The following is a 26,712-nucleotide window of genomic DNA, read 5'->3' as shown; positions in this document are numbered from 1 at the left end:
TACCGACTCGGCGTCTCTCAGTTTTCCTCAAGATGCGCCGAGATCCGCGCCTGCACGTCCTGCGGCTGGGCATTGACCGCGTCGGCAAGACGGTGCAGCTCGCGGCGCAAGCCGTGCACCTGATCGAGCAGCGGCAGGACGACGTCCAGAGCGTCATCGTCCAGTGCCAGATCGGTACGGAATTCGACAATCAGACGCAGCCGGGCCACGTCGATTTCCTGAAAACGGTATCCGTCACCGCCGCGCGTTGGCGCCAGCCAGCCGCGCTCGATCCAGACGTGAAGCGTCTCGCGCCGAAGTCCGGAAAACAGGCCAAGGATTTCTGCTTCTTCCCGCATGTCTCAGCCCTCCTTCTCGGCGCGCGGATCGTAGGCATGGGTCTTCGCCCATTCCTCAAGGAAACTCTTCAGCTCCTCGTCCGGCTTCTTCGGCAATTGCACACGCAGCGTCACCACCTGATCGCCCGCCGCGCGTCCTTTTGCAGCAGGCACGCCCTTTCCGCGCAGCCGCAAGGTGTCACCGCTGTTGGAGCCGGCCGGAACACTCATCGTCACGGCGCCCGTCACGGTCGGCACCCGGACCTTGGCGCCGAGAACCGCTTCATGCAGGGCGATGGGAAGGTCTGAATGGATGTTGTTGCCGTGGCGGCGGAACCCGGGATGCGCCGCGATGTGAATCTCGACATAGGCATCGCCAGCCGGCCCCCCGCCATATCCCGGCATGCCCTGGCCGCGGAGCCGGAGAATCTGGCCTTCATGCACGCCCGCCGGAATACCGATATCCAGCGCCTTGCCGTTCGGCATGGTGACACGCTTTTTCGCGCCGTTCACGGCTTCCAGAAAAGGGACTTCTATCGAGTACCGGGCATCGCCGCCACGCATGCGGAAGTCGGCGCCGTCACCCCTCTGGGCGCCACCCTGCCCACCACGCTGGGCATGAGCGCGGAAAAGATCCGAGAAGACGTCGTTGATATCCTCGTACCCCGCGCTCGACCTGTAAGCATGGTCCCCGCCCGCCCCGGCATAATCCCGGTAATAGTGCCGTTGGGTCTCGTTCCCTTCGGCATCGATCTCACCGGCATCGTACTGTTTCCGCTTTTCCGGATCGGACAACAGGTTGTTGGCGGCCTGAAGCTTTTTGAACGTCTCCTCAGCCGCCTTGTCGCCGGGATTGAGGTCCGGATGATACTTCTTCGCCAGCTTTCGATAGGCTTTCTTGATGTCATCGCTGGATGCGTCTTTGGAGACGCCCAGCACCTCGTATAGTTCGTCCGCCACGGTGGAACTCTTTCTCTGCGGTTACGCAACTGGAGTTAGAAAGACACGATACTTCATTCAAGAAGGTCCGCAATGGATCGGTGGCGTCCGCAAAATGAAATTGCACTAATTCAGCAATGCTCCTGCTCTTGCCATACCGCCCGCACCGCCCGACACTCTTCCCACCTCGCGCCCGACCGGCGCACATAAACAAGAAACAACGGCGAGGAAACCATGAGCAAGCGGTGGAAGAACCGTCCCGAGGGGTCGACCTGGGGAGATTTCGGGGCGGATGATGAGAAGGGCCGGATCAACCTGCTGACGGCCGAGAAGGTTCGCCAAGGTGCGGCCGAGGTGCAGACCGGCGAGACGTTCTGCCTGTCCCTGCCGCTGGATTATCCGGGCAAGCGCCTGCTCAACCCGCGGCGCTTCCCGCCCCGACATTTCGCGACGGCACGTGGCGGGCTGGCGAATTTCAACTTCCCGCTCAGCCTCAACGACGAACGCTTGGTGGATGTCATCTCCGACGACGCGGTGCTGCTCTGCCTGCAATACTCGACCCAGTGGGACAGCCTCTGTCATATCGGCGCGCGCTTCGATGCGGATGGCGATGGCGAGGCGGAGATCGTCTATTACAACGGCTGGCGCGGCGGCGAGCACATCACCGGGCCGACCAGCGAGCAGCCGGGGAGCGAGCATACCCGCTTCGAAGGCACCGACGCCAAGCGGCTCGGCATCGAGAACATGGCCGAGACCTGCGTGCAGGGCCGCGGCGTGCTGATTGATCTCGAGAAGCATCTCGGCCGGGAACGGACCTATGTCGGTTACGACCAGCTCATGCAGATCATGGAAGCGGACAAGGTCGTCGTCGAGAAAGGCGACATGGTGCTGCTGCATACCGCCTTCAGCAAGGTCATCATGGACATGAACAAGGAGCCGGACGAAGACACGCTGCTGCATGCCTGCTGCGTGCTGGACGGCCGGGACGAGCGCCTGCTGAACTGGATCACCGATAGCGGTCTCTCGGTCCTGATCGCGGATAATTACGGCGTCGAGGATCCGCACGCGCCGTTGCCGGAGGACGCGACGGTGTTCATGCCGCTGCACCACCATTGCATCTTCAAGCTGGGCGTCCATCTTGGCGAGCTGTGGTACCTGCACGACCTGGCGCTGTGGCTGCGCGCCCAGAACCGCTCGCGCTTCCTGCTGACAGCGCCGCCGCTTCGCCTGCCGGGCGTCGTCGGCTCGCCCGCCACCCCAGTCGCCACGGTCTGACGGCGCACCGCTCTTCGCCGCCCGCCATTGCGCTGGACAGCGGGCGGCGATCCCTGTCAATTGACTCCCTCCGGAATCGGCACGGCATTCGGGATCGTGCAACACCGGCAGAGGGCGCGGCTGAGACATGACGACGGATCGTTTCGGAGCGCCCGAGGACGCAGACGGCACGCGCGCCGGTGTCGGTATCATGTTCGCCGTCACCTTCGCCTTCTCGGTGATGGACACGCTGACCAAGATGGCAGCGCAGATCTACCCGGCGCCGCAAATTCTCTGGGTGCGCTACATGGTGTTCGCCAGCGTCACCCTGGCGCATGGCCTGCACAAACGCGGCCGTCGTGTTTTCGCCTCCCGCGCGCCGCTCCTGCAGCTCACTCGCGGGTTCCTGCTGGCTGGCGAAATTCTTGTCTTCATCGTGGCCCTGCGCAACCTGCCACTGGCGGATGTCCAGGCCATCGCTGCCGCCGGCCCGTTGATCACCACCGCCCTTTCCGTGCCCTTCCTGCGGGAGCAGGTCGGGATCAGGCGCTGGAGTGCGATCGGTGTCGGTGCAATTGGCGTCATGATCATCATCCGGCCGGGCTTCGCCGCCTTCGATGCGATGTTGCTGGTGCCGCTGTTCGGCATTGCCCTCTTCGCCCTCTACCAAGTCCTGACGCGCAAGGCCGCCCGTTACGACAACGCCAGCACGACGGTGCTCTACACGGGTATCACCGGGCTCGTCTCGATGACCTGCATCGGCCCGTTCTTCTGGATCACGCCGGACTGGCAGGGGCTCGCCCTGATGGCCGGGATTGGTGTGATCGGCCTGACAGGCCACGGGTTGCTGATCAAGGCCCTGTCCCTCGCCCCGGCAAGCGTGCTCCAGCCGCTGAACTACCTGATGCTGCCCTGGGCGGTGCTGTGGGGATACCTGATCTACGACGATCTGCCGGACCTGGCGACAATCATCGGCGCCACCATCGTCGTCGCCAGCGGCATCTACACCTTCCACCGCGAACGGGTTGTGCGCAGCGGAAGCTGACCGAAAACGAAAAACGCCAACCCATAAAATGGATTGGCGTTCTTCAGACCGTCACGCAAGAGGCTCAGTGAACCGCATTCCGAAAGGCCGCCCCGGGGGCGCTGTTCTGGTGAACAATGCCGCCCGGGATATATCTGAAAAGGTCTGGCTTAGACCATTTTCAGGTTAGCAGCGGAAGACTTGCCGCGCTGGCGGTCTTCTTCGATGTCGTAGCTGATCTTGTCGCCTTCGTTCAGGCCGTGCATGCCTGCACGCTCAACGGCAGTGGCGTGAACGAACACGTCGTTGCTGCCATCATCCGGCTGAATGAAGCCATAACCCTTGGTGGTGTTGAACCATTTCACTGTACCTGTAGCCATGATCATATTCCTTATACTGATCGTTGTAGTCTGGTAGTCGTTCCTGTTGCCGCCTTCAGGCGGGGACAGCTGGTGTTGTGGCACCGATATTGCCCAACATGCGGAAAAGTCCCGCCGTCGGAGCATCGGGGCCAGGTGTGCGTTCGCCCGACATGTCGGTACGTCGCGCATTCTTTTCAATACGGCGCGGGCCCAAAACGGACCGCCGGGATTGAATCGGGGACGAGCTCTTGATCGCGTCAGCCTGATGCTGAACGCGCTCAGCCGCCTGCATGGCAGGGGTCACTTCGTCCTGAATGGGAGTTGGAGTGGGAATGCTGTGTCCTTCGGCTGTATCGGCTCGAAGGTGGGACTTGGCTTGGCCAAGGTCGTTAAACTGTTTCAAGTAGGCTCTTTCACCGGTCACCCCCAAATCGCGCCAAACTGGCAGCGGAAGATGACCCTTTTCTGTTCTGGAAGCTTGCGTAGATCAGCTGCCGTATTGTTAATCTGCCCTGTTGGGCGTTCTGGCAACGATCGATACGACGTATTGCTAGAATTGACGCTGCTGACGAGAAACTCACCATCTACGCGCAGCGCACTTCCCGAAAAAAGCCACGTTGCGGCTTCAGATGCAAGAAAAATCTTTAGGACCCCCCGAATTGCGCTCTCTGCATGGCAAACCAATCCCCCCTCGAAAACCATCCGAACTTCACGTAGCGTGCGACTCAGCATTTCAGAGACCCGAGGCGGTCTGCGACAAAGTGCGCACTCCACGATGCGGAACAGGCTTTCATTTCTCTGGTATTTTGTATCCCAGAGAGGCAATATTTTGCCCGAGCGAATATTCACCGGGCCGCTGTGCCGGAAGAAGCACGAGGCGCCGGCTATGGGAGGAGTTGAGAGATGAGTGATCGTATCGCACGGGATCTGCCGGTCGATCTGGACAAGGCCACATTGCTGGGCAGGGTGTCCACAGCGGACGGTCCGGCCGTCTGCACCCTGCGCGGTGAGGATGTCATCGATATCACCGCCCGCCTCCCGACCATTACCCATGCCCTGAAAGCCGCCTGCCCGGCCAGCATCGTGCGCGGCGCCGAAGGCAAGGTGATCGGAAAGATCGGCGACATTCTGGAAACGAGCTTCGATCCGAAGGCAACCGGGCCACGCCTGCTCTCCCCCATCGACCTGCAGGCCATCAAGGCAGCCGGAGTGACCTTTCCGAACAGCATGATCGAGCGCGTGGTCGAGGAAATGACCAAGGGCGATCCGCTGAAGGCGGACGAGGCCCGGGCTCAGCTTGGCCGGGATATCGGCGACGATGTGTTCTCCATCGTGCCGGGCTCGGACGAGGCGATGAAACTGCGCAAGACCCTGCTGGAGAAAGATCTCTGGTCGCCCTATCTCGAAGTCGGGTTCGGCGTCGACGCGGAGATATTCACCAAGGCGCAACCGATGTCGTCGGTCGGGCACGGCGCCGGGGTCGGGCTGCACCCACGCTCGGACTGGAACAATCCGGAGCCGGAAGTCGTGCTGGTCTGCGGACCGGACGGAAAGATCGTCGGCGCCACCCTCGGCAATGACGTGAACCTGCGCGATTTCGAGGGTCGCAGCGCCCTGCTGCTCGGCCGGGCCAAGGACAACAACGCATCAGCCAGCCTCGGCCCGTTCATCCGCCTTCTGGACAATCATTTCACCATGACCGATATCCGCAACGCGGACCTGTCGCTCGAGGTCACCGGCACGGACGGCTATGTGCTCAGTGGTTCCAGCACCATGCGGGTGATCAGCCGCGACCCGGAGGACCTGGCGCAACAGATGTTCGACAGTCACCAGTATCCGGACGGCGCTGTGCTTTATACTGGCACGCTGTTCGCCCCGACGGATGACCGGGACCGGCCGGGCGAAGGCTTTACCCACAAGCTCGGCGATGTTGTGCGCATCGCTAGCTCGCGGCTCGGGTGTCTCGAGAATGTGGTTGGCCGGTCGGATGCGCTACCGGAATGGGAGGATGGCGCGCTTGCCCTTTTCCGCTCCCTCTCAAAACGCGGGATCGCGCTCTGATCCACTCCGTCCCTACTCTTTCCACATGAGCATAAAATAAAAATCTGCGGAGCCCATTGATCCCTGCCAGATGCGGCGTAAGCTCGCCTCCGATTTAAAACCCGGTCCGAAACGGATCGGAAGCGAGAGAGGGAACTCATGACACTGCACCGCAATCTGATCGCCGGCGACTGGGTCGAGGGCACGAACGCGAGCGATAACATCAATCCGTCCAACACTGGCGACGTGGTCGGCCAGTTCGCGCAGGCTGATGCCGCCGCAACGGAACAGGCCATCGACGCCGCCGTCGCTGCCTCCCACGCTTGGGCCCGCAGCCCGATCCAGCAGCGCCACGATATTCTGGCCGCCGCGTCCGCCGAGATCATGGCCCGCAAGGAAGAGCTCGGCCGCCTGCTCGCCCGCGAAGAAGGCAAGACTCTCCCCGAAGGTATCGGCGAAACCATCCGCGCCGCCCAGGTGTTCGATTTCTTCGCTGGCGAGTGCCTGCGCCTGTCAGGCGAGAAGATCGCCTCCACCCGTCCGGGCCTCGAAGTCGAGATCACCCGTGAGCCGATTGGCGTCGTCGGCATCATCACACCGTGGAACTTCCCGATCGCCATCCCGGCCTGGAAGATCGCCCCGGCGCTCTGCTACGGCAACGCCATCGTCTTCAAGCCGGCCGGTCTGGTACCGGGTTGCGCCTGGGCACTGGTCGACATCCTGAAAAAAGCCGGTCTGCCGGACGGTGTGCTGAACCTGGTAATGGGCAGCGGCGGCACCGTTGGCGAGACCATTCTCTCCAGCACCAAGATCAATGCTGTGACCTTCACCGGCTCGGTCGCGACCGGCGCGCATGTGGCGGCGAAATGTTCCGCCACCATGAAGAAGTACCAACTTGAGATGGGCGGCAAGAACCCGCTCGTCGTGCTGGACGATGCCGATCTCGCAACCGCCGTCGATGTTGCCGTGAACGGCGCCTTCTTCTCGACCGGCCAGCGCTGCACCGCCTCTTCCCGGCTGATCGTGACCGAAGGCATCCACGACAAGTTCGTTGCCGCCTGCATCGAGAAACTGAAAGGCCTGAAGGTGGATGACGCGCTCGCCGAGGGCACGCATATCGGCCCTGTGGTCGATGCCAGCCAGCTCGCGCAGGACGAGGAATACATCAAGATCGGCCAACAGGAAGGCGCCAAGCTGGCCTTTGGTGGCGAACGTCTCGAACGCGCTACACCGGGATTCTACCTGCAGCCGGCCCTGTTCACCGAGACGACCAATTCCATGCGCATCAACCGCGAGGAAGTGTTCGGTCCGGTCGCCAGCGTGATCCGGGTGAAGGATTATGACGAGGCCCTCGCCGTCGCCAACGACACGACCTTCGGTCTGTCCTCCGGCATCTGCACCTCGAGCCTGAAATTCGCCAGTGACTTCAAGCGCAATTCCGAGGCTGGCATGGTCATGGTCAACCTGCCGACGGCGGGCGTTGATTATCATGTACCGTTCGGCGGCCGGAAAGGCTCCAGCTACGGCGCCCGCGAGCAGGGCCGCTATGCGTCGGAATTCTACACAACGGTGAAAACCGCCTATATCCTGCCAATCTGACGAAATCAGATTGAGGAACGCGCCGGCGCAACCTTGCGCCGGCGCCTTTCATGACCGGAGAAATCTCATGTACACACCGCCGCATTTTCGCGAAGACGATATCGCCCTGCTGCATGAGACCATCCGCCGTATCGCCTTCGGCACCCTGGTAACACTCGGCCCCGACGGGCTGGTCGCCAGTCATGTGCCGATGCTGCTGGACGCCGAAAAAGGCACACACGGCACGCTGACCGGGCATCTCGCCAAGGCAAATATCCAGACCAAGACCGAGGCATCCAATATCGAGGCGCTGGCGATCTTCCAGGGGCCGGACGCCTACATCACTCCTAACTGGTATGCGACCAAGCAGGAGCACGGCAAAGTGGTGCCGACCTGGAACTACGTCGCCGTCCATGCCTACGGGCAGATCAGCTTCTTCGAGGATACGGAACGTTTGCGCGATCAGGTATCTCGGCTGACGGACAAACACGAGGCGGAGAACGCCGAGCCGTGGGCCGTGAACGACGCACCGGAGAATTTCGTGCAATCCCACCTCAAGGGCATCATCGGCTTCGAAATTCCGATTACCCGGATCGACGGCAAGTGGAAGCTGAGCCAGAACCGCCCTGCGGAGGATAAGAAAGGCGTCATGTCCGGGCTCGATTCCCGTGACGGAGCGGACGCGGCTATCTCCTCCGTAACCCGCGAACGCCTGCAAAGCTAAAACAGGTTCAGAAACGAAGAATGGCGGGAAGGATCGAGGTGCCAGAACCGCACTAGGCCCAAACTAAATCGCTAACCTGCTCGATCTGAGTCTCGGTCGTGTCAGTGCCAAAAACGCGGACGACCGGACACGGCAGACGTTCGATCCAGGCCTCATGCATCTTCAGGCTGCGAATTTCAGGGCCACCCGTGTCGTAGGATGCCGCCCATTCTATAAAGGCCATATGCGCGTCGTAATGCGCTCCGCCCGGCTCAAGAGCTTCGGCGCCATAGCGCGCTTCCTCGCGAGCGATCAGACGCTCCAAGCGCAGATTGAAGGGCGTATAGACAAAGACAGCGAGCTGGAAACTGTCGATCAGCGGCTCGCCCCAGGACACCATCGAGCCAGTCAGTATCCAGCTTCCGGCCTCCGCGAAGGCCTGCTTCAACAGCCGGATACGCTCCGGTGCCGGACGCTTTTCCTGGAAAGGCGGTTCGGTCGGCATCCAGTAAAAATCGTCTGTATCCAGATGCTTGTGACCGTAGCGGTCGGCCCAGGCACGGCCAAAAGTGCTCGTGCCCGAGCCGGAGGCGCCAAAGACATGCAGTCTCTGCGGCAGATCGCGGTCCACCGTCGCATTGGCGCCTCTCATGACCTCAGGCCGATCTGGCTAGCCGGGTTTCGACCAGCTTGCTCCAATAGCTGGCGCCGACGGTCAGGGCTTCGTCGTTGAAGTCATATTCCGGATGGTGCAGGCCGGCGGTGTCACCGTTGCCACACCAGATATAGGCGCCCGGCTTCTCTTGCAGCATGTAGGAGAAGTCCTCGGCGCCCATGCTCGGCGGCAGCTCCCGGTCTACCGTACCCATGCCGCCGGCGATCTCGGCGCAAACAGAGGCTGCGAAATCAGCTTCCTTCTCGGTATTCACGGTCGCCGGATAGCCTGAGATATAGTTCAGCTCCGCCGTCGCCCCGTAAGTCGCGGCAATGCCGTCCGCCACTCTCTTGATGCTCTCCGGCAGGGTTGCCTGCAAATCCGGGTTCAGCACCCGGCAGGTGCCGCGCAGGATGATATCGTCCGGGATCACGTTGAAGGCGTCCCCGGCATGGAACTGGGTAGCGCTGATGACGAGCGCTTCCGCCGGGTCAATATTGCGGCTGGTAATGGTCTGCAGGGCCATCACGATGTTCGCGCCAACCACAACCGGATCGACCCCCTGATGCGGCATGGCCGCATGCGCGCCCCGGCCGGAGATGAAGAGCTCCCAGTTATCGCGAGCGGCCATTACCGGGCCGGCGGAAACGCCGAAGCTGCCGACCGGCATTTCCGGCCGGTTGTGCATGCCATAGACCTCGTCCACCGGGAACAGCTTGAACAGGCCGTCCTCGACCATCTTCTTGCCACCGCCCTTGCCTTCCTCGGCCGGTTGGAAGATCAGCTGTACGGTGCCGGCGAAATTGCGGGTCTCGGCAAGATACTTGGCGGCACCGAGCAACATGGTGGTGTGGCCGTCATGGCCGCAGGCATGCATCTTTCCGTCATTCTTCGACCGATATTCCGGCGTACCCTTTTCCTGGATCGGGAGTGCATCCATGTCGGCCCGCAATCCGATTGCCGGGCCATCCCCGCCATTGCCCTTGATCGTTGCCACCACGCCGGTGCCGCCGAGACCGCGATGGATCTCAAGGCCCATATCCGTCAACCGTTCCGCCACGAAATCGGCGGTCTCGAACTCTTCGAAACCAAGCTCCGGGTTCTGATGGATATGGCGTCGCCAGCCGGTCAGTTCGGCATGGAAATCGGCGATGCGATTGACGATAGGCATGAAACGGCTCCTTGCGGGCGGGAAGATTTCACTGAAATGGAACAACCCGCACGATGGCGCACAGAGCGCCCCTGTCAAGTGCCGAACGCGCGCTTAAGACTTAACCCTTGGAGAACCTTCCTGTCTTACGCGATTTGGACTGTTTTCGGTTATCCTCCCCGAAAAAACGAGAACGACTAAAAATGGGGAGGACTAAATGACTGCATCCACACCACTGCTTTTCCAGCCGATCCAGCTCCGCGACATTACCTTGCCGAACCGCATCGTGATCCCGCCCATGTGCATGTATTCCGCCGAAGAAGGTTTGCCGACCGACTTCCATATGGCCCATCTCGGCAAATTCGCCCTCGGCGGTGCCGGCATGGTCATTCTGGAAGTAACGGCCGTGAGCCGCGACGGACGCATCACGCACGGCGATCTCGGCATCTGGACGGACGAGCAGGCGAAAAAGCTGGCACCGATCGCCACTTTCCTGAAATCGGAAGGCAGCGTCCCGGCGATCCAGATCGGCCATTCCGGCCGCAAGGGCAGCATGCAGCGCCCATGGAAGGGCAACGGCCCGCTGACACCCGAGAACATTGCCGATGGAGACACGCCCTGGCAGCCGGAAGCGCCGAGCCCGGTGCCGCTGGCCGACGGCTGGCTGACGCCCCGTGAGCTCGATCTCGATGACATGAAGCGGCTCCGCGGTGCCTTCGCGGACGCGACGAAACGCTCGGTCGATGCCGGTTTCGAGTCCGTCGAAATCCATTGCGCGCATGGCTACCTGCTGCAGACCTTCCTCTCCCCGCTCGGCAATTTCCGCAAAGATGCTTATGGCGGCGATCTCGAAGGCCGGATGCGCCTCTCGCTGGAGATCGCGGAAGATGTCCGGGCTGCATTGCCGGATAATCTGCCGCTGTTTGTCCGCATCTCTGCCGTCGACGCCATCGAAGGCGGCTGGGAGATGGAGGACAGCCTGACTTTTGCGAAAGAATTGAAGGCGCGCGGCGTGGATGTGATCGACTGCTCCTCTGGCGGCCAGTCCCCGAAAGGCGCAACCAACTTCAAGCTGGTCCGGGAGCCGGGCTATCAGGTGCCCTATGCCGCCGAGATCCGGCGCGAGGTCGACATGATGACACAGGCCGTCGGCCTGATCACAGACCCGCACCATGCAGAAGCCATCCTGCAAGCAGGGGACGCGGACCTGATCGCGATCGGCCGCGAGGCGCTCTACAATCCGTTCTGGCCGCGCCATGCTGCAGACGCCTTCGGGCTGGATCCCGAATTCAAAAACTGGCCGCCGCAATATGCCTGGTGGCTGGACAAGCGGGCACAGGGGCAACGCGCGCAGGCTGCCTCCTGAAACTGATGCACACGTCGCGCACACATTTGTTTGAGTGAGCGTGACCGGCCATACATCTGAACTCATGCCACTCTCTCCTGAAACAGGCTCCAATTCAGGTGCCAGCCATTCAGGAGAGAGACATGAAATTAACCAGAACATCCCTCGTTCTGCTTTCGGCGTCGGTCGGTTTTCTGGGCCTCGTCATTGCCGCTGGACTGCCCGCACGGGCCGAGACCGAAAGCATGGACAAATTGGAGGCCCAGCTCGACGCAGTCTGGGATCACAGCAACCAGCTTGCCGCCGCAGCCAGCACCTGCACCGTGAAACGGGTCGAGGACGCATGGAAAGCCTCCGGCAGTCCGAAGAAGGTCAAGGGAAAGGCCGATCTGACGGAAGAGGAAGCGAAAGCGGCCTACGAATGTATCAAGGCCACGATGTACCCGCGTTTTGCCAAGTCCGACCTGCCCGGCGCCAAGGAGTTCCACACCTGGAACCATTACAACACCCTGCCCTATCAGTCCGGCACGCACGGCAACCGATATGTGAACAATTGGGGTAACAACATCGGCAAGGCTTATGGCCAGTTCGAGAACACCAAGTCCGTCCCGGTCGGCACCGTGCTCGCCAAGGATGGCTTCCACGTCACCATGAAGGGCGAGGTCAAACGCGCACCTCTCTTCACGATGGTGAAGAAAGAGGCGGGCTTCAACGCGGGCACACTCGACTGGGAATACGCGCTGATCTTTCCGAACGGAAAAACCATGGGCGTCACCAACGGGAAGAACAGCAAGAAGGTCCAGTTCTGCGCTGATTGCCATAACGCCGCGGAAGACAATGACGGCATGTTCTTCCTGCCGGACGAGTATCGCGTGTCCTCGAACTGAGGTAGCCCAGCATTGTCATTCGTCTTCCGCCGGTCATTGGGATCGGCGGAGGCTCAGTACTTGCCGCTCTAGAAACGCGCCGCTTAAATGCTTTTTTCGCGTTAACCAAGAAAATCTCAGGCAATGGACTCAATTTTAGACACTCTTCGTAAAACGCAGTGCCCTCGGGACCTGACGGAAAGAGAAAAACCTTCCGATATTGACCTGCATCAATGATGCGGATCGCTCCCCGGGCAAAATGCTGCGCAAGAATTAACAAAGGCTCGAAATGGGCTTGGGGAGAGAGCAATGGATTCCGATCAGTCGGCCGCGAAGTCGCGCGAGCTCAAATCCTTCCTGTTTCTGACAATCGTCCTGGCACCAGTCGTCGCCGTCACACTCGTCGGTGGCCTCGGCTTTGCGATCTGGATCTATCAGATCATCGCGGGTCCGCCCGGCGCTTAAAGCGTGACGGCGGCCGCTGCGATGCCGCCACATCCATCCACGACCAGAATGTGGGAGAAGCAGATGGCCATGGAACGAGAAGACGGGGTCGACCCGTCAAAGCGGAAAATTCTCTTCGGCGATACAGGTTCCGGCACGAATGACGCCAGCGCTCCCTATCAGATAGCCAGCATTCTCATTCAGGCCGAACCGAAGAACATGCCTGCGATCAGACAGCGCTTTTCACCGGTCTCCTCCATCGAGTTTCACGATGCCCCCGGCATCGGAAAACTGATCGCGACGATCGAGACGCGCAACGATCACGAATTGGTCGAATTCGTCGACCTTTTCGAGCAGACCCCCGGGGTGATGAGCGTTGCTCTCGTCTACCACCAGATTGATGACGGAGGCGACAATGCCTAGAGACGGCGATAGTCCCAAGCTTTCCCGACGCGAATATATCAAGGTCCAGGCCGTCGCAGCCGCGACGGCGGCAGCAGCGGCAAGTGCAGGCCTTCCCGTTCCAGCCGAGTCAGCAGAGCTGAAGGCCGCCGCCCAGCTCTCGGAAATGCGCTGGTCCAAAGCCGCCTGCCGATTCTGCGGCACAGGATGCTCGGTCATGGTCGGCGTCAAGGACGGTCGCGTCGTCGCGACACACGGCGACGCCAAGGCAGAGGTCAATCGCGGCCTGAACTGCGTGAAGGGCTACTTCCTTTCAAAGATCCTATATGGCGCGGATCGGCTGACGAAACCGCTGTTGCGGATGACGGACGGCAAGTACGACAAGAACGGCGAATTCCACGAAGTCAGCTGGGACCAGGCCTTCGACATCATGGCGGAGAAATTCAAGGCCGCCATCGCCAAGACCCGCAACAGCGGGGAGATGCCGCCGGTCGGCATGTTCGGCTCAGGCCAGTGGACGGTCTGGGAGGGCTATGCCGCCTCCAAGCTCTACAAGGCTGGCTTCCGCTCCAACCATATCGACCCGAACGCCCGTCACTGCATGGCTTCGGCCGTCGCCGGTTTCATCCGGACCTTCGGCATCGATGAGCCGATGGGGTGCTACGACGACATCGAGGAAACCGACGCATTCGTGCTCTGGGGCTCGAACATGGCGGAAATGCATCCGATCCTCTGGACCCGGATAACCGACCGCCGGCTCTCCGCTCCGCATGTCAACGTCACCGTGCTGTCGACCTATCAGCATCGCTGCTACGATCTGGCGGACAGCGGTCTCATCTTCACCCCGCAGACCGACCTGGCGATCCTCAACTTTATCGCCAACTACATCATCCAGAATGATCGTGTGAATCAGAACTTCGTCGGAAAGCACGTGCGTTTCCGGCTCGGCAATGCCGATATCGGCTATGGCCTCCGCCCGGAACACGAGCTGGAGAGAAACGCCAAAAATGCCAAGAAGGCAGGCGGCTCCACGGATATGAGTTTCGAGGATTACGCTAAATTCGTTTCGGCCTACGACGTCGATAGCGTCTCGAAGCTCTCCGGCGTGCCGACGAACCAACTGATCGAATTGGCCGAGCTTTACGCGGACCCGAACCGCAAGGTCGTCTCGTTCTGGACCATGGGTTTCAACCAGCACACCCGGGGTGTCTGGTGCAACAACCTGATCTACAACATCCATCTTCTAACGGGCAAAATCTCCGAGCCCGGCAACAGCCCGTTCTCGCTCACCGGACAACCTTCCGCATGCGGTACAGCGCGTGAGGTCGGGACCTTCGCGCACCGGCTTCCAGCAGACTATGTCGTGGCCAAGAAGGAGCACCGGGATATCGCCGAGAAGATCTGGCAGATCCCCGAAGGCACGATCCCAGGCAAGGTCGGCTACCATGCTGCGCTGCAAAACCGGATGCTTAAGGACGGCAAACTCAACGCCTACTGGGTCCAGTGCAACAACAACATGCAGGCGGCAGCCAACATCAATGAGGAAGGCTATCCGGGTTACCGGAATCCGGACAACTTCATTGTCGTCTCGGACGCCTACCCGACAGTCACGGCGCAGGCAGCAGACCTGATCCTGCCAACCGCCATGTGGGTTGAAAAGGAAGGCGCCTACGGCAATGCCGAACGCCGCACCCAGTTCTGGTATCAGCAGGTGCGGGCTCCCGGTGAAGCGAAATCGGATATCTGGCAAACCGTCGAGTTTTCCAAACGGTTCAAGACGGATGAGGTCTGGCCGGACGATCTTCTGGACAAGAACCCCGAATACCGCGGCAAGACCCTCTACGAGGTGCTCTTTGCCAATGGCACCGCGAACAAGTTCCCGCTGTCGGACGCGAGCCTCGAGTTCGAGAATGCCGAGTCCCAGGATTTCGGCTTCTACCTGCAGAAGGGCCTGTTCGAGGAGTATGCGACTTTCGGCCGGGGCCACGGGCACGACCTGGCGGACTTCGACACCTATCACAAGGTGCGCGGGCTGCGCTGGCCGGTCGTCGACGGCAAGGAGACGCGCTGGCGGTTCCGTGAGGGGCTCGATCCCTATGTCGAGGCCGGAAAGGATGTCCAGTTCTACGGCAAGAAGGACGGCAAGGCCTGGATTTTCGCCCTGCCTTACGAGCCGCCAGCGGAAGCACCGGACGAGGAATACGATCTCTGGCTCTCCACCGGCCGCGTGCTGGAGCACTGGCATTCGGGCTCGATGACGCAGCGCGTTCCGGAACTCTACAAGGCGTTCCCGGATGCTGTGGTCTTCATGCACCCGGACGATGCTCAGAAACGAGGCCTTCGCCGGGGCGATGAAGTCACCATCACATCGCGGCGCGGCGAGATCCGCACCCGCGTCGAGACAAGGGGCCGGAACAAGCCTCCGCAAGGGCTCGTCTTCGTTCCCTGGTTCGACGCCAGTCAGCTGATCAACAAAGTTACGCTGGATGCAACCGACCCGATCTCCAAGCAAACGGATTTCAAGAAATGCGCAGTCAAAATCGCCAAGGCCTGATGAAGCCCGTGCGGCACGCAGCGTTTCTTCTGGCGCTGATCGTGACCGCCTCCATGGTCCCCGCACTGGTGAGCTTCGCGGAAGATCCAACCGCAACACTTCGGGAGGCCGAGATATCGGTGAACAAGGAAGCCCCGCGAATGGGGCGGATCACCAACAACGACCTCCGGCAGGCCCGGAACTACCCGGAACAGCCACCGTTGATCCCCCACAAGATCAGGGGATATCAGGTCGATAAAAACTCAAATCGCTGTCTGACCTGTCACAGCCGCTCCGCGGTCGAGCAGTCCCAGGCACCAATGATCAGCGTGACCCACTACATGGATCGCGACAATCAGGTGCGGGCCACCGTTTCGGCCCGGCGCTACTTTTGCAACCAGTGTCACGTTCCGCAGACCGACGCCAAACCGCTGGTGGAAAACACCTTCGTTGACGTCGACACTCTGCTGAACAGGTGACGGGAGGCCCTTCAATTGTCGCTTTTCCGGATCCTGAAATCGTACTGGGAGACCCTGACGCGGCCGTCGCGCTATTTCTCCCTCGCGTTCCTGACGATGGGTGGGTTCATCGCAGGGATCATCTTCTGGGGCGGTTTCAACACCGCTCTCGAAATCACCAATACCGAAAAATTCTGTATCTCCTGCCATGAGATGCGGGACAACGTTTATGCCGAACTGAAATCCACCATCCACTACACCAACCGCTCCGGTGTCCGTGCGACCTGTCCCGATTGCCATGTCCCCCACAACTGGACGGACAAGATCGCCCGCAAGATGCAGGCGTCGAAAGAGGTCTGGGGCAAGATCTTCGGCACCATCAGCACGCGTGAGAAATTCCTGGAAAAACGCTTCGAACTGGCCAGTCACGAATGGGCTCGGCTTGAAGCGAACGACTCGCTCGAGTGCCGGAATTGCCACGATTTCACCTACATGGATTTCACTCAGCAAAGCCCACGCGCGGCTGACCACCATGAGCGCCTGCTTGGGACAGGCGAGAAAACCTGTATCGACTGTCACAAGGGCATCGCGCACCAACTGCCGGACATGGCACAGAAAAACTGAAACTAGGGTAGCCGCGCCGGTCTGGCACTCACGCACATCGCCGTGCAGGCCAGGCCGGAGAATACGAGCAAAGCGACCTCCCCGCCTTTCCAGTCATAGAGCGCCCCGAAAAGGGGCGCTCCTGCAACCTGACCCGCCGCAATCGCCAGAAACCCGGCCCCCAGACCGAAAGCGGGACTGCTCGGAACCATTTCAACGCCCCATACCAGAATGACGCCCGTCAGCATGATGTAGGCCGCACCGAATAATGCGGCGGCGATAAGGGGCACAGCGCCAGAGGCATTGGAAAAGAGGATCAAAAGCAGGGATAGGGCGAGCGCGACGAGCGAAACCCGGTGCACCGGATTGAGCCCGAAACGCCGGATCAGAGGCCCCGCAGCCGCGCCGACAATTCCCGCAATACCAATCACGATCCAGACCCGTGCAATTGCCTCTTCTCCCCACCCGGCGAGCCCGTGCAACAGCGCTCCCCCGAATGTCCAGACAGCCGTGCTGGTCATGCCCATGAGAAATGCCGCCAAAAGAACCGGTCTCAGAGCGCCGGAAACACGAGCATTCGGGCCGGCGCGTTCCTCTCTACGCGCAGCAACCGAAGCGGCGGCTGGCATCGCATAACCAAGCCAGACCGTCACTCCGAGTGCCATTACCGCAAAGACCGCATAAGCCTCCCGCCAAGCTTCAACAAATCCGATCGCCACCGGGCCGGAAAGGACCACGCCCGCACTGGTACCGCTGTTGATCAGTGTGTTTGCCGCCCCCTGACGGGCGCCGGAAATGCTCTGCGAGACGGCCAGCGCCAATGGCGGCGATGCCAACCCCGTGCTCACCCCGGCGAGGAAAACAGCCGCAGCCAATTGTCCGACCCCATCGGACCATGCAATCCCCGCCATGCCCGTCGTGGCGACAAGACCGGCAATCAGCACAGTCCGGCGCGCGCCGAGCCTGTTGCTCGCCAGAGCCGCGACGGTAATCGCAAGGCAATAGGCCGCGAAGGCACCGGCGCTGATCAACCCGGCCTCAGTCCGGCTGAGACCGAGATCGGCTGTTATCGCCGGAAGAAACAGTCCGTAAGCGAAACGCGCCAACCCATAGGAAGCGGCAATCAAGGCAAACCCGGCCGCAATGAAGGATATCGTTCCCGCGGGTTTCACCTCTTGGAGGCCGCTGCGACCAGTGCCTCTGCCGCATCCCGCGCGGCATCCACCATCTCGTCGCCCGCGACCGCCGCAGCGGAAACCGCCCCTTCGAAGAGCAGCCAAACCTGGTCTGCCAGACTCGGATCGGGGGCTCCGACAGTCGCCTCAACCCGCTCGGCGATCAGCGCGCGCATGCGCTGCTTGTGCGATTGAGCGAAGGCCGCGATCCCCGGGTCTTCGGAGTGATATTCGCCGAGCGCCCGCAGGAACGGACAGCCGACGCCTCCCTCCTCACGCATCCAATCCAGCAAAACATCAAACATACCTGAGACCGGGCCGGTCCAGGCAACGGCATTCATCGCGGCAAAGAAGCGTTGGTCACGGCCCTTCAGAATGGCCAATGCCAGCCCGTTCTTGGAGCCGAAATGCTTGTAGAGCGTGCGCGTCGAGGCTCCGGCCGGCTCCAGCAAGCGGTCGACCCCGGTTGCCCGGAAACCCTCACGGCAGAAAACCTGCTCGGCGGTTGAAAGAATGACTTCGCGCTTATCCATGACGCCAAAAGTAAAACGTTCGTTTTACGTTTGGCAATCCTTTTACCCGCCGCTGGTTACCCGCCGCCGGCCGCCTGCCGGTTAATGCCATCGTGCCTGGCCCTTATTTCCGCAGGCCATGTGCTCTTGATGAAAGACAGCACGGCGACGATTTCCCTGTCGCTGAGCGTTCCCTCGAAACCGGGCATGTCGCTTTCGTAACCGTCACCGACAATCCGGGCCGGGCCGAGTTTCGTAAGGGCAAAAAGCTGCCCATCGGGATGATGCCAGGTATGTCCGGACGGGTCGTGCGGCGGGGCTGGCAACCTGCCGTCCGGGTTACGCTGTTTCCAGTTCGCCTGCCCTTCAAGGGCCGCGCCGTGACAACTCGCGCAGGCCTCTGCGTAAATCTCGCGCCCGTCTGCGACCAGTCCGGTATCCCCGGGCCGCAGCCTGATTACAGTACTGTTCTCGGCTTCAGTTGCTCCCGGAACGATCTTGGAGATCACGGACGGGCGTTCCGGATCCTGCATACGCGAATAACCGGCAAGGCCGAGCAAGATGAGGACGGCAGCGCCGGAAACCAGAAAGCGCCAGTTCATGCGCCATCTCCAATGCCCGCGAGATCGTTGAGGATCGGACAATCGGGCCGCTCGTCGCCATGACAGGCATGGACGAGGTGCGCCAATGTCTGGCGCATCCCTTTCAACTCCCGGATCTTTCGATCGATCTCATCCAGATGCGCTTCGGCAATGGCCCGAACGTCCGCACTCTCCCGGCCCGTCTCGTCATAAAGCGACAACAGCGCCCGGCAATCCTCGATGGAGAAGCCGAGTCCCCTCGCCCGTTGCAGAAAACGCAGCCGATGCACATCCTCGGTCGAATAGATGCGATAACCGTTATCCTGCCGGTTCGGCCGGACCAGACCTATTTCCTCGTAATAGCGGATGGTCTTGGCCGGCAGTCCTGCGCTCTGTTCAACCTCCCTGATTTGCATCGCCTGTCTCCTCAGAGTTTCGCCGACCGGAGCCGGAGCGCGTTGCTGATGACCGACACGGAGCTAAGGCTCATCGCCGCCGCAGCCAGCATTGGGCTGAGGGTCAGCCCGAACAGCGGATACAGCAGACCAGCCGCAACCGGAACGCCCAAAGCGTTGTAAATGAAGGCAAAGAACAGGTTCTGCCGGATATTCCGCATGGTCGCCCGGCTCAGGCGGCGGGCCTTCACCAACCCGCGCACGTCGCCTTTCACCAGGGTCACTGCTGCGCTCTCCTTGGCGATATCCGTGCCGTTGCCCATGGCGATGCCGATATCGGCCAGTGCCAGCGCCGGGGCATCGTTGATGCCGTCTCCGGCCATGGCAACAGTGCGCCCCGCAGCCTTCAGGTCACGGACCAGATCCGCCTTGTCGGACGGCATCAATCCGCCATGCACTTCCGATATCCCGAGTTCGGCTCCGATGGCAGCGGCGGCTTTCGGATTGTCGCCCGACGCCATGACCACACGAATGCCGTCCCGGGTCAGATCGGCGACAGCTTCCGCCGCACCGACCTTGATCCGGTCACGAACGGCAAGCAGGCCGATAGCCGCACCGTCATGAGCGATGTAAAGCAACGTTGCCCCGGCTTCGGAATATGTCTCCGACACTTCCGCGAGCATGGATATATCGACATTGAGGGTTTCCATGAAACGCGCCGATCCGGCAGCCACCTGCGCCCCATCGACGAGCCCGCGCAAGCCGAGTCCAGCTTCCACCTCGACACCCGCCGCATGCTCCACGGGAACTCCCCGCTCCATGGCAGCCCGGATGACCGCGGCGGCTAGCGGATGCTCACTGCCGCGCTCAATCGCGGCGGCGAGGCCGAGAACCCGGTCCTCGCTCGCACCCGCCACCGTGGCGATATCGCTCATGTCCGGCCGGCCCTCGGTCAGGGTGCCGGTCTTGTCGACGACCAGCGTGTCGATCTTCTCAAACCCTTCGATAGCCTCTGCATCGCGGATCAGGATGCCCGCCGACGCGCCGCGCCCGGCACCGACCATGATCGACATCGGCGTTGCCAGACCAAGCGCACAGGGGCAGGCAATGATGAGGACCGAGACGCCAGCGACAACGCCATGTGCCAGTGCCGGCTCCGGACCGAAAAGCGCCCAGGCCACAAAAGCGGCCACCGCCGACAGCACCACGGCAGGCACGAAATATCCGGCCACCGCATCGGCGATTTTCTGCACCGGCGCGCGGCTCCTCTGCGCCTCCGCCACCATCGTCACGATGCGGGACAACACCGTGTCCTGCCCAACAGTTACGACTTCCATCACCAGCGTCGAACGGCCATTCAGTGTGCCGCCGACAAGGCTGTCACCAACATTCTTCTCAACCGGCAAAGGCTCGCCTGTCAGCATCGACTCGTCGACCGCGCCGGTGCCCTCCAGAAGGCGGCCGTCCACTGGAATACGTTCCCCAGCGCGAATGCGGATACGGTCGCCCTGCCGGATATCGTCCACGCCGATTTCTTCGTCATCTCCACCATCGGTCAGGCGTCTGGCCGTCTCCGGAGCAAGACTGAGCAATGCTTTCAGAGCATCGGACGTGCGCTCGCGCGCGCCGAGTTCCATGACCTGTCCCAGCGCCACCAGGCAGATGATGACGGCGGCGGATTCGAAATACAGACCGACATGTCCGTCGGCGCCGCGGAAACCCTCAGGAAAAAGATCCGGCAGCAATAAGGCCGCAAGGCTGTAGAGATAGGCAGCCCCGGTGCCTATGGCGATTAGCGTGAACATGTTGAAATGGCCGGTGCGCAGGGACGTCCAGCCACGCTGAAAGAACGGGAATCCGACCCAGAGCACAGCCGGGGTTGCCAGCACGGCCTGTATCCAGGCATTCCAGGGGCCTGCAACCAGATCGGCCAGCCCGGGCACCATCTCCCCCATCGAGAGGATGAATACAGGCAAGGTCAAAGCGGCCCCGATCCAGAACCGCCGGCGCATGTCGAGATATTCGGGATTGGGCGGCGTGTCCCGGGTGATCATCTCCGGCTCAAGCGCCATCCCGCACATTGGACAGCTATCCGGCTCCGGGCTCCAGACACTCGGACACATCGGACAGATATAGCCGGGGCCAGCACCTTCCGGCTTCCCAGTCATGACTGCCTTGCCAGAACTGACACCGCCGCCGCCGTGACCGTGACCACAGCAGGTACTGACTGGCTTCACCGCCGCAACGTGGCAGCAGGACTTCGGTGCCTCGGCTTTTTCAGGTTCGTGGCAGGACATGATGGCTCCGTCGGATGGTTCCTTCAGCCGGCAGTTTCCGGCTTCATCTCACTGCATAAAGCTTCTAGCTACTGGAAGGTCAAGCGTGATCCGCGACCTGTCCTACTCAGTTGCCCAGCAAGTGTAGGACCACCTCGCGGCGGTGCGGTGCACGGCGGTGTTCAATCAGATAGATCGCCTGCCATGTGCCGAGCAGCATCCGTCCGTCAGCAACTGGAACCGGCAGCGATGTCTGGGTCAGCATGGTGCGGATATGCGCGGGCATGTCGTCCGGCCCTTCGATCCCGTGCCGGTAGCGGCCCGGGTCTTCCGGCGCGATATCAGCGAGATAGTCCGCCAGATCGGCGCATACATCCGGATCGGCATTTTCCTGGATCGTCAGAGAGGCCGAGGTATGGCGAACGAAAAAAGTCAGCAATCCCGTCGATATGCCGGCCGCCTCAAGCCAGGAGGACGCATCCCGCGTCAGGTCGTAGAAGCCGTGCCCCGCCGTACGAACAGTCAGAACATCCTGTGCCTGCCGATCCACACTCAACATGGCCGCGCCTTCCCATTACCGTTCTTAACAAATCCACGGGTCAAATCCCCGAGCCGCAACTATGCTCATGACATTGCAACGGCACAACAGAGGGCAGCCATGACAGGCACTGACAGTCAGAAGAGCGCTCTCCACAAGGCTGTGATCGAATTGACCCGGCGCGATCCTGACATACAGGCTCTTTACGAGACGCTCGGCCCTCCACCATCAAGGCGCGAGCCTCCGGGATTCGCGTCCCTGATCCGGATCCTTACGGCTCAGCAAGTCTCACTGGCTTCCGCAAGCGCCATATGGACACGGCTCAATCAACAGCTCGACGTCACCCCCACCGCCATTGCTGCCGCGACAGACGAGGATTTCAAGCGGGCCGGTTTCAGCCGCCCGAAGGTTCGCTATGCCCGCGCCCTTGCCGAATACGTGCTGGACGGGCGGCTCGATCTTGAAAACCTGCACAATCTGGATGACGAAGCCGTCGTCAAGGCTCTGACGCAGGTTCCTGGGATCGGACGCTGGACCTCGGACATCTATCTTCTGTTTTGTCTCGGCAGACTGGACATCTGGCCAGGCGGCGATCTCGCCATTCAGGAAGCCGTGCGTGCACTGAAAAATCTGGACGTCCGCCCGCGGGAAAAAGACACCCACCCGATTGCCGAACCCTGGCGCCCATATCGCGGCGCTGCGGCGCAATTACTCTGGCAGTACTATCGGATGCTGAAATTTGGCGGTAAAACCGCCGGAATTGGAGTGTTTCCCGTGACAGACGCGGCATCACCCTGATATCTTTCGGGAAATTGATACGAAACCAGGGCACTAGAAATCCTGAACAGCCGATCTCCTTACTGCCAGCATCGGTTCAGCAAACACCTCCAAGCAACGGAACGGAGAGTCAGAATGACGCAGCCCATCCTGCTCCTGTTATCCGTCGTGAACCGGAATTGCGCGAGATGAGACGTAAAGTGACGCAATGGGCATGACCAAGCCGGCAGCTCTGGAAAACCACCCGACCGAACTGCTCGGCGCCCTGGAAGAGATTCAGGTCGGCCTCTGCCATTTCGACCAGAACGGCTGCATCACCTCCTGGAATGCTCCGTTTCTCGATCTTTATCCTGAACTCAACGGTGTTGCGCTTGTCGGAAGAACACTCGACAGCCTGCTGAGCGAGCCGGAAATAATACAGCGCTGGGTTACCGACGCCCCGTCTGACCGTCCCGAGCTATGGCGTGAAAGACGACTGCAGGCGCACCGGGAGCCTGGCGGACGCGTCCTGCTGCACGACCACAAGAACCGCTGGATCGAGATTACCGAACTCCGGACCGCCAGTGGCGGTTTGCTGAGCTTCCACCGGGATATCACCGAGGAAAAAGCCGCCCGTAAACACGCCGAAGATCAGACCATGCTGCTGCGCGCCACGCTGGACAGCATTGATCAGTCCATTGCGGTGTTTGATTCGGCACTGACGCTGAGGGTGTGGAACGCCAAGCTGGTTGAGATGTTCGATTTCCCCGAACACCTGATGCGCATCGGCACGCCGGTCTCCGAGTTGGTCGATTACATGATGGTGCGGGGCGACTTCCTGGAAACCGACCGGGAGAAGGTTCTCGAAGAGGTGGTCGGCTATCTGCGGCTGGAACGCTCCATGACCAGCAACCACCGTCTGGCTTCGGGCCGCATCCTCGAGCATTATTTCACGGCGATGGCGAATGGCGATGTCATCATGGCCAGTACGGACGTGACCCTGACCGAAACGGCGCGCCAGGGCCTCGCGGAGAGCGAAGAGCGGTACGCTCTTTCCGCAGCCGGCTCCAACGACGGCCTGTGGGACTGGGATCTCCGGCGGGAAAAGATCTATCTGTCGCCACGCTGGAAAGAGATGCTCGGGCTGGACGACGAGGATCTCACGGATAATCCCGTCGAATGGTTCAGCCGGATTCATCCGGACGATGTTGCCCGCGTCACCACACAAATGGACGCCCATCTGGCCGGGACGATTTCCCACTTCGAATGCGAATTCCGGGTACGGCATGCCGACGGTACGTTCCTCTGGATGCTGACACGGGGCCTCGCCGTGCGCGGTCCGGATGGTTCGGCACACCGCGTCGCCGGCAGCCAGACAGACATCACCGGGCGCAAGCAGACCGAACAGCAACTTGTGCACGATGCCCTGCACGACGCATTGACCGGCCTTGCCAACCGGACACTGTTCCTCGACCTCGTACGCAGGGCGCTCGCGCGCTTGCGCAAGGAGCCAGACGCCCGCTTTGCCATCGCCTTCCTCGACCTCGACCGTTTCAAGATCGTAAACGAGAGTCTTGGACACGTTCATGGTGACGACCTAATTTTCGCCACCGCACGGCGGTTCGAGAGCGCCCTGCGCGACAGCGACACGGTAGCCCGCCTGGGCGGAGACGAGTTCGCCATCCTGCTGGAGAACATCAAGACTCCCGAAGAGGCAACCCGTCTGACCGAGAGCCTGCATCAGGCACTGGATACGCCCTTCCGTCTCGGCGGGAAGGAGATCTTCGTCTCGGTATCCCTCGGCGTTGCTCATTCCGAACAGGGATACGGGCGGCCGGAAGACATCCTGCGCGATGCCGAGCTCGCCATGTATCAAGCCAAGGAACGCGGCAAGGCCCAGAGCATCGCCTTCCAGGACACCATGCGGGTCTGGCCGGTGACGCCACTCGACCTCGATTCAGATCTTCGTCGCGCGCTGGAACGCAACGAGATGCAGCTGTATTACCAGCCGATCATCGATATGCGACGGGGGAAGATTGCCGGTTTCGAAGCATTGCTCCGCTGGTTCCATGCCGAGCGCGGGGAGATTTCACCGGTAGAGTTCATCCCCGTCGCTGAAGAGACGGGAACCATTTTCGCGCTCAGCAAGTGGGCCCTGCACACTGGCGGCATGCAGATGGCCGCCTGGAACGCCGACCGTCCAGAGGACGATCAGCTTGAAATCAGCGTCAACCTCTCGGGCCGGCAGTTTGCCCGCCCGGAAGTCGTTTCCGGGATTATCGATTGCCTGGAAGGCGTTGGCCTGCCGGCGACCCAGCTCAAGATCGAGATCACCGAAAGCACCCTGATGCAGGATGTCGCGCTGTCGACCCAGATGCTGGACCGGCTGAAATCGGCGGATATCAGGATCTGCGTCGACGATTTCGGCACCGGTTACTCATCCCTCTCCTATCTGCACACTTTTCCGATCGATACCCTGAAGATCGACAAATCCTTTATCGAGGACATGACCAGCAACTTCCAGAACCTGGAGATCGTGCGCACTATCACGATGCTGGGACAGAATTTGCGCCTGGACGTGATCGCGGAAGGCGTCGAGACACCGGAGCAGCTTGCGCAATTGCGCGCGCTCGATTGTCACTACGCTCAAGGGTATCTTTTCTCCAGACCCATGAACGCCGAGCATGCAACGGTGTTTCTTGCGGAAGACAAGAGTTGGTAGCACGGTTATCATCGGGTCCGTCATGAAGCGATATGCGCATTATTATCTCCAGTCCCGCCCCGCCACCAATCGTAGCGGCCCTTGGGAAACCGTCGAGCAGGCTCGTGCCTACTCCGTCCTGAAGTCCGGATTGGCGCGGGAAATCGCGAACGATCGCGGCGCGGAAATACGGCTGGTCGGTGCCTACCACGACGACGCATCCGGCGACTGGCAATATGCCCAGCTGTTCTATCTCGATCAGTCCAGCATCGATCTGGCGATAATCGCGGATCAATCCGCCGCAGATTTCGAGCCAGACCTCGACGATGATGCAGTGGACGGTTTCGGCGAGGAGTCCGAACCGGACGATCCTTACTCGGAACGCACCGAGGCGCCGCGCCGGGACGAAAGTATCTCGATGAGCTACGAGTCCCCGCCGGAAAGCGAGGACAATGATTCCTGGCAGAGCGGACAGGGCGAAGAATCCGGGCGTCCGGCGTACGATGACCTCCCGCCTGTCTTCCGGAAACCTGTACCCCGGAAGAAACGCTCCGCCTTCAGAACCATCATTCTGCTGCTGCTGGTATTGCTTCTCCTCGGAGGCGGCGCAGTGTCGGTGCTGCTGTATCTGCAGCATCCGGCAATGCTCTCTCTCGCCGACAAGGCCGGGCTTGGCAGCTACGCACGCATGTTCCCGCATGCGTCAGTGGCACCAGGCGAGCCGGAGATGGGGGGCCAGACTGCGGACGAGCCCGTCGTGATGCCATTGACCACAGGCAGTGTGATCCGGTATCGCGGCATCGCGCCGACGCTGGTCGGCCGCTGGTCTCCGGACAATTGCGGGCAGAATTACGTGATCTTCACGGAGACCGGCTACACCGTGACCCGCGAGGGCAAGACCTCCCCCGAAACCGTCAATATCACCGAGACTCTGGAAGACGATTTCCAGTTCTATCTGCGGCGGTCTCCGACGCTCGTCGAGCACCTGCAGAAGCTCGGCCCGAACGACATTCAGATGGCGGGATCGACCGGCACCGCTGGCTTCATGGCAAGCGGCAACACGATCCAGATTCTGAACCGCTGCCCCCGGGAATAACGCCAGCCT

26 protein-coding genes are annotated in these 26,712 nt (G+C 61.2%); 15 read left to right on the top strand and 11 right to left on the bottom strand.

The window, feature by feature from the left end:
• Nucleotides 1-17 precede the first annotated feature (17 nt).
• Nucleotides 18-338, bottom strand: a complete 321-nt coding sequence (locus VOI22_RS03045; protein WP_323795112.1) for a chaperone modulator CbpM — start codon at nt 336-338, stop codon at nt 18-20.
• A 3-nt stretch (nt 339-341) separates the two neighbouring features.
• A complete protein-coding gene (locus VOI22_RS03040) occupies nt 342-1,277 on the bottom strand; it encodes a DnaJ C-terminal domain-containing protein (protein WP_323795111.1) in 936 nt (311 codons plus the stop codon).
• A 213-nt stretch (nt 1,278-1,490) separates the two neighbouring features.
• Between VOI22_RS03040 and VOI22_RS03035 the strand changes: the two genes are divergently transcribed.
• A complete protein-coding gene (locus tag VOI22_RS03035; protein ID WP_323795110.1) occupies nt 1,491-2,531 on the top strand; it encodes a cyclase family protein in 1,041 nt (346 codons plus the stop codon).
• 127 nt (nt 2,532-2,658) lie between these two features.
• The gene (locus VOI22_RS03030; RefSeq protein ID WP_323795109.1) at nt 2,659-3,555 is read left to right on the top strand and encodes a DMT family transporter; all 897 of its coding nucleotides are present in this window, start codon (nt 2,659-2,661) and stop codon (nt 3,553-3,555) included.
• A 149-nt stretch (nt 3,556-3,704) separates the two neighbouring features.
• Here VOI22_RS03030 and VOI22_RS03025 read toward each other — a convergent pair whose 3' ends face one another.
• On the bottom strand, nt 3,705-3,914 hold the full coding sequence (locus VOI22_RS03025; RefSeq protein ID WP_028465424.1) for a cold-shock protein: 210 nt from the start codon (nt 3,912-3,914) through the stop codon (nt 3,705-3,707).
• Between the two features lie 885 nt (nt 3,915-4,799).
• Here VOI22_RS03025 and VOI22_RS03020 point away from each other — a divergent pair.
• From VOI22_RS03020 to VOI22_RS03010, 3 genes are all read left to right on the top strand, one after another.
• Complete coding sequence (locus VOI22_RS03020; RefSeq protein ID WP_323795108.1) at nt 4,800-5,957, top strand: fumarylacetoacetate hydrolase family protein; 1,158 nt, start codon at nt 4,800-4,802, stop codon at nt 5,955-5,957.
• A gap of 138 nt (nt 5,958-6,095) precedes the next feature.
• A complete protein-coding gene (locus VOI22_RS03015; RefSeq protein WP_323795107.1) occupies nt 6,096-7,535 on the top strand; it encodes an aldehyde dehydrogenase family protein in 1,440 nt (479 codons plus the stop codon).
• Between the two features lie 67 nt (nt 7,536-7,602).
• Nucleotides 7,603-8,238, top strand: a complete 636-nt coding sequence (locus VOI22_RS03010) for an FMN-binding negative transcriptional regulator (protein ID WP_323795106.1) — start codon at nt 7,603-7,605, stop codon at nt 8,236-8,238.
• A gap of 52 nt (nt 8,239-8,290) precedes the next feature.
• On the opposite strand, the gene VOI22_RS03005 is transcribed toward VOI22_RS03010, so the two are convergent.
• Nucleotides 8,291-8,869, bottom strand: a complete 579-nt coding sequence (locus VOI22_RS03005; RefSeq protein WP_323795105.1) for a hypothetical protein — start codon at nt 8,867-8,869, stop codon at nt 8,291-8,293.
• 4 nt (nt 8,870-8,873) lie between these two features.
• Nucleotides 8,874-10,043, bottom strand: a complete 1,170-nt coding sequence (locus VOI22_RS03000; RefSeq protein WP_323795104.1) for a M20 aminoacylase family protein — start codon at nt 10,041-10,043, stop codon at nt 8,874-8,876.
• 196 nt (nt 10,044-10,239) lie between these two features.
• Here VOI22_RS03000 and VOI22_RS02995 point away from each other — a divergent pair, with 196 nt between their 5' ends.
• From VOI22_RS02995 to VOI22_RS02965, 7 genes are all read left to right on the top strand, one after another.
• Entirely contained in the window at nt 10,240-11,388 is a 1,149-nt protein-coding gene (locus VOI22_RS02995) for an NADH:flavin oxidoreductase/NADH oxidase (protein WP_323795103.1), read from the top strand.
• 122 nt (nt 11,389-11,510) lie between these two features.
• On the top strand, nt 11,511-12,254 hold the full coding sequence (locus tag VOI22_RS02990; RefSeq protein ID WP_323795102.1) for a cytochrome P460 family protein: 744 nt from the start codon (nt 11,511-11,513) through the stop codon (nt 12,252-12,254).
• A gap of 288 nt (nt 12,255-12,542) precedes the next feature.
• Entirely contained in the window at nt 12,543-12,698 is a 156-nt protein-coding gene (napE, locus tag VOI22_RS02985) for a periplasmic nitrate reductase, NapE protein (RefSeq protein WP_028465432.1), read from the top strand.
• A 63-nt stretch (nt 12,699-12,761) separates the two neighbouring features.
• The gene (locus tag VOI22_RS02980; RefSeq protein ID WP_323795101.1) at nt 12,762-13,100 is read left to right on the top strand and encodes a chaperone NapD; all 339 of its coding nucleotides are present in this window, start codon (nt 12,762-12,764) and stop codon (nt 13,098-13,100) included.
• Nucleotides 13,093-15,633 (top strand): nitrate reductase catalytic subunit NapA, encoded by a 2,541-nt coding sequence (napA, locus tag VOI22_RS02975; RefSeq protein ID WP_323795100.1) that lies wholly within the window; start codon nt 13,093-13,095, stop codon nt 15,631-15,633. The genes VOI22_RS02980 and napA overlap by 8 nt, the downstream gene beginning before the upstream one ends.
• On the top strand, nt 15,606-16,091 hold the full coding sequence (locus VOI22_RS02970) for a nitrate reductase cytochrome c-type subunit (protein WP_226886511.1): 486 nt from the start codon (nt 15,606-15,608) through the stop codon (nt 16,089-16,091). The genes napA and VOI22_RS02970 overlap by 28 nt, the downstream gene beginning before the upstream one ends.
• 15 nt (nt 16,092-16,106) lie before the next feature.
• Nucleotides 16,107-16,694: a cytochrome c3 family protein gene (locus VOI22_RS02965; protein ID WP_323795099.1), complete on the top strand. Its 588-nt coding sequence runs from the start codon at nt 16,107-16,109 to the stop codon at nt 16,692-16,694.
• Nucleotides 16,695-16,696: 2 nt separating this feature from the next.
• On the opposite strand, the gene VOI22_RS02960 is transcribed toward VOI22_RS02965, so the two are convergent.
• The 6 genes from VOI22_RS02960 to VOI22_RS02935 form a co-directional block, all read right to left on the bottom strand.
• Nucleotides 16,697-17,845, bottom strand: coding sequence for an MFS transporter (locus tag VOI22_RS02960; protein WP_323795098.1), 1,149 nt, complete (start codon nt 17,843-17,845; stop codon nt 16,697-16,699).
• Nucleotides 17,842-18,381, bottom strand: coding sequence for a TetR/AcrR family transcriptional regulator (locus VOI22_RS02955; RefSeq protein WP_323795097.1), 540 nt, complete (start codon nt 18,379-18,381; stop codon nt 17,842-17,844). Before VOI22_RS02955 ends, VOI22_RS02960 begins: the two co-directional genes overlap by 4 nt.
• Nucleotides 18,382-18,437: 56 nt before the next feature.
• Nucleotides 18,438-18,962, bottom strand: coding sequence for a cytochrome c (locus VOI22_RS02950; protein ID WP_323795096.1), 525 nt, complete (start codon nt 18,960-18,962; stop codon nt 18,438-18,440).
• Nucleotides 18,959-19,357, bottom strand: coding sequence for a Cu(I)-responsive transcriptional regulator (gene cueR, locus VOI22_RS02945; protein ID WP_323795095.1), 399 nt, complete (start codon nt 19,355-19,357; stop codon nt 18,959-18,961). The genes VOI22_RS02950 and cueR overlap by 4 nt, the downstream gene beginning before the upstream one ends.
• 11 nt (nt 19,358-19,368) lie before the next feature.
• Nucleotides 19,369-21,633 carry a copper-translocating P-type ATPase gene (locus tag VOI22_RS02940; protein WP_323795094.1) on the bottom strand — a complete coding sequence of 755 codons (2,265 nt, stop codon included), beginning with the start codon at nt 21,631-21,633 and terminating at the stop codon, nt 19,369-19,371.
• 106 nt (nt 21,634-21,739) lie between these two features.
• Nucleotides 21,740-22,171 carry a secondary thiamine-phosphate synthase enzyme YjbQ gene (locus VOI22_RS02935; RefSeq protein WP_323795093.1) on the bottom strand — a complete coding sequence of 144 codons (432 nt, stop codon included), beginning with the start codon at nt 22,169-22,171 and terminating at the stop codon, nt 21,740-21,742.
• Nucleotides 22,172-22,270: 99 nt separating this feature from the next.
• On the opposite strand from VOI22_RS02935, the gene VOI22_RS02930 reads away from it, so the two are divergent.
• The 3 genes from VOI22_RS02930 to VOI22_RS02920 all read left to right on the top strand — a co-directional run bounded on the left by VOI22_RS02930 (nt 22,271) and on the right by VOI22_RS02920 (nt 26,703).
• Entirely contained in the window at nt 22,271-22,948 is a 678-nt protein-coding gene (locus tag VOI22_RS02930) for a DNA-3-methyladenine glycosylase (RefSeq protein WP_323795092.1), read from the top strand.
• A gap of 193 nt (nt 22,949-23,141) precedes the next feature.
• On the top strand, nt 23,142-25,628 hold the full coding sequence (locus VOI22_RS02925) for an EAL domain-containing protein (protein WP_323795091.1): 2,487 nt from the start codon (nt 23,142-23,144) through the stop codon (nt 25,626-25,628).
• A 22-nt stretch (nt 25,629-25,650) separates the two neighbouring features.
• Nucleotides 25,651-26,703 (top strand): hypothetical protein, encoded by a 1,053-nt coding sequence (locus tag VOI22_RS02920; RefSeq protein ID WP_323795090.1) that lies wholly within the window; start codon nt 25,651-25,653, stop codon nt 26,701-26,703.
• Nucleotides 26,704-26,712: the final 9 nt, after the last annotated feature.

This window comes from Nisaea sp. (assembly GCF_034670185.1).
Classification (GTDB): Bacteria; Pseudomonadota; Alphaproteobacteria; order Thalassobaculales; family Thalassobaculaceae; genus Nisaea.
This window is presented reverse-complemented; position numbering and strand designations above follow the sequence as displayed.

Bases quoted from the DNA above. Each gene is read 5' to 3' on its own strand.
- VOI22_RS03045 (WP_323795112.1), bottom strand. From the start codon at position 338: ATGCGGGAAGAAGCAGAAATCCTTGGCCTGTTTTCCGGACTTCGGCGC.
- VOI22_RS03035 (WP_323795110.1), top strand. From the start codon at position 1,491: ATGAGCAAGCGGTGGAAGAACCGTCCCGAGGGGTCGACCTGGGGAGAT.
- VOI22_RS03030 (WP_323795109.1), top strand. From the start codon at position 2,659: ATGACGACGGATCGTTTCGGAGCGCCCGAGGACGCAGACGGCACGCGC.
- VOI22_RS03025 (WP_028465424.1), bottom strand. From the start codon at position 3,914: ATGGCTACAGGTACAGTGAAATGGTTCAACACCACCAAGGGTTATGGC.
- VOI22_RS03020 (WP_323795108.1), top strand. From the start codon at position 4,800: ATGAGTGATCGTATCGCACGGGATCTGCCGGTCGATCTGGACAAGGCC.
- VOI22_RS03015 (WP_323795107.1), top strand. From the start codon at position 6,096: ATGACACTGCACCGCAATCTGATCGCCGGCGACTGGGTCGAGGGCACG.
- VOI22_RS03010 (WP_323795106.1), top strand. From the start codon at position 7,603: ATGTACACACCGCCGCATTTTCGCGAAGACGATATCGCCCTGCTGCAT.
- VOI22_RS03005 (WP_323795105.1), bottom strand. From the start codon at position 8,869: ATGAGAGGCGCCAATGCGACGGTGGACCGCGATCTGCCGCAGAGACTG.
- VOI22_RS03000 (WP_323795104.1), bottom strand. From the start codon at position 10,043: ATGCCTATCGTCAATCGCATCGCCGATTTCCATGCCGAACTGACCGGC.
- VOI22_RS02995 (WP_323795103.1), top strand. From the start codon at position 10,240: ATGACTGCATCCACACCACTGCTTTTCCAGCCGATCCAGCTCCGCGAC.
- VOI22_RS02990 (WP_323795102.1), top strand. From the start codon at position 11,511: ATGAAATTAACCAGAACATCCCTCGTTCTGCTTTCGGCGTCGGTCGGT.
- napE (WP_028465432.1), top strand. From the start codon at position 12,543: ATGGATTCCGATCAGTCGGCCGCGAAGTCGCGCGAGCTCAAATCCTTC.
- VOI22_RS02980 (WP_323795101.1), top strand. From the start codon at position 12,762: ATGGCCATGGAACGAGAAGACGGGGTCGACCCGTCAAAGCGGAAAATT.
- napA (WP_323795100.1), top strand. From the start codon at position 13,093: ATGCCTAGAGACGGCGATAGTCCCAAGCTTTCCCGACGCGAATATATC.
- VOI22_RS02970 (WP_226886511.1), top strand. From the start codon at position 15,606: ATGCGCAGTCAAAATCGCCAAGGCCTGATGAAGCCCGTGCGGCACGCA.
- VOI22_RS02955 (WP_323795097.1), bottom strand. From the start codon at position 18,381: ATGGATAAGCGCGAAGTCATTCTTTCAACCGCCGAGCAGGTTTTCTGC.
- VOI22_RS02950 (WP_323795096.1), bottom strand. From the start codon at position 18,962: ATGAACTGGCGCTTTCTGGTTTCCGGCGCTGCCGTCCTCATCTTGCTC.
- cueR (WP_323795095.1), bottom strand. From the start codon at position 19,357: ATGCAAATCAGGGAGGTTGAACAGAGCGCAGGACTGCCGGCCAAGACC.
- VOI22_RS02940 (WP_323795094.1), bottom strand. From the start codon at position 21,633: ATGTCCTGCCACGAACCTGAAAAAGCCGAGGCACCGAAGTCCTGCTGC.
- VOI22_RS02935 (WP_323795093.1), bottom strand. From the start codon at position 22,171: ATGTTGAGTGTGGATCGGCAGGCACAGGATGTTCTGACTGTTCGTACG.
- VOI22_RS02930 (WP_323795092.1), top strand. From the start codon at position 22,271: ATGACAGGCACTGACAGTCAGAAGAGCGCTCTCCACAAGGCTGTGATC.
- VOI22_RS02925 (WP_323795091.1), top strand. From the start codon at position 23,142: ATGACCAAGCCGGCAGCTCTGGAAAACCACCCGACCGAACTGCTCGGC.
- VOI22_RS02920 (WP_323795090.1), top strand. From the start codon at position 25,651: ATGAAGCGATATGCGCATTATTATCTCCAGTCCCGCCCCGCCACCAAT.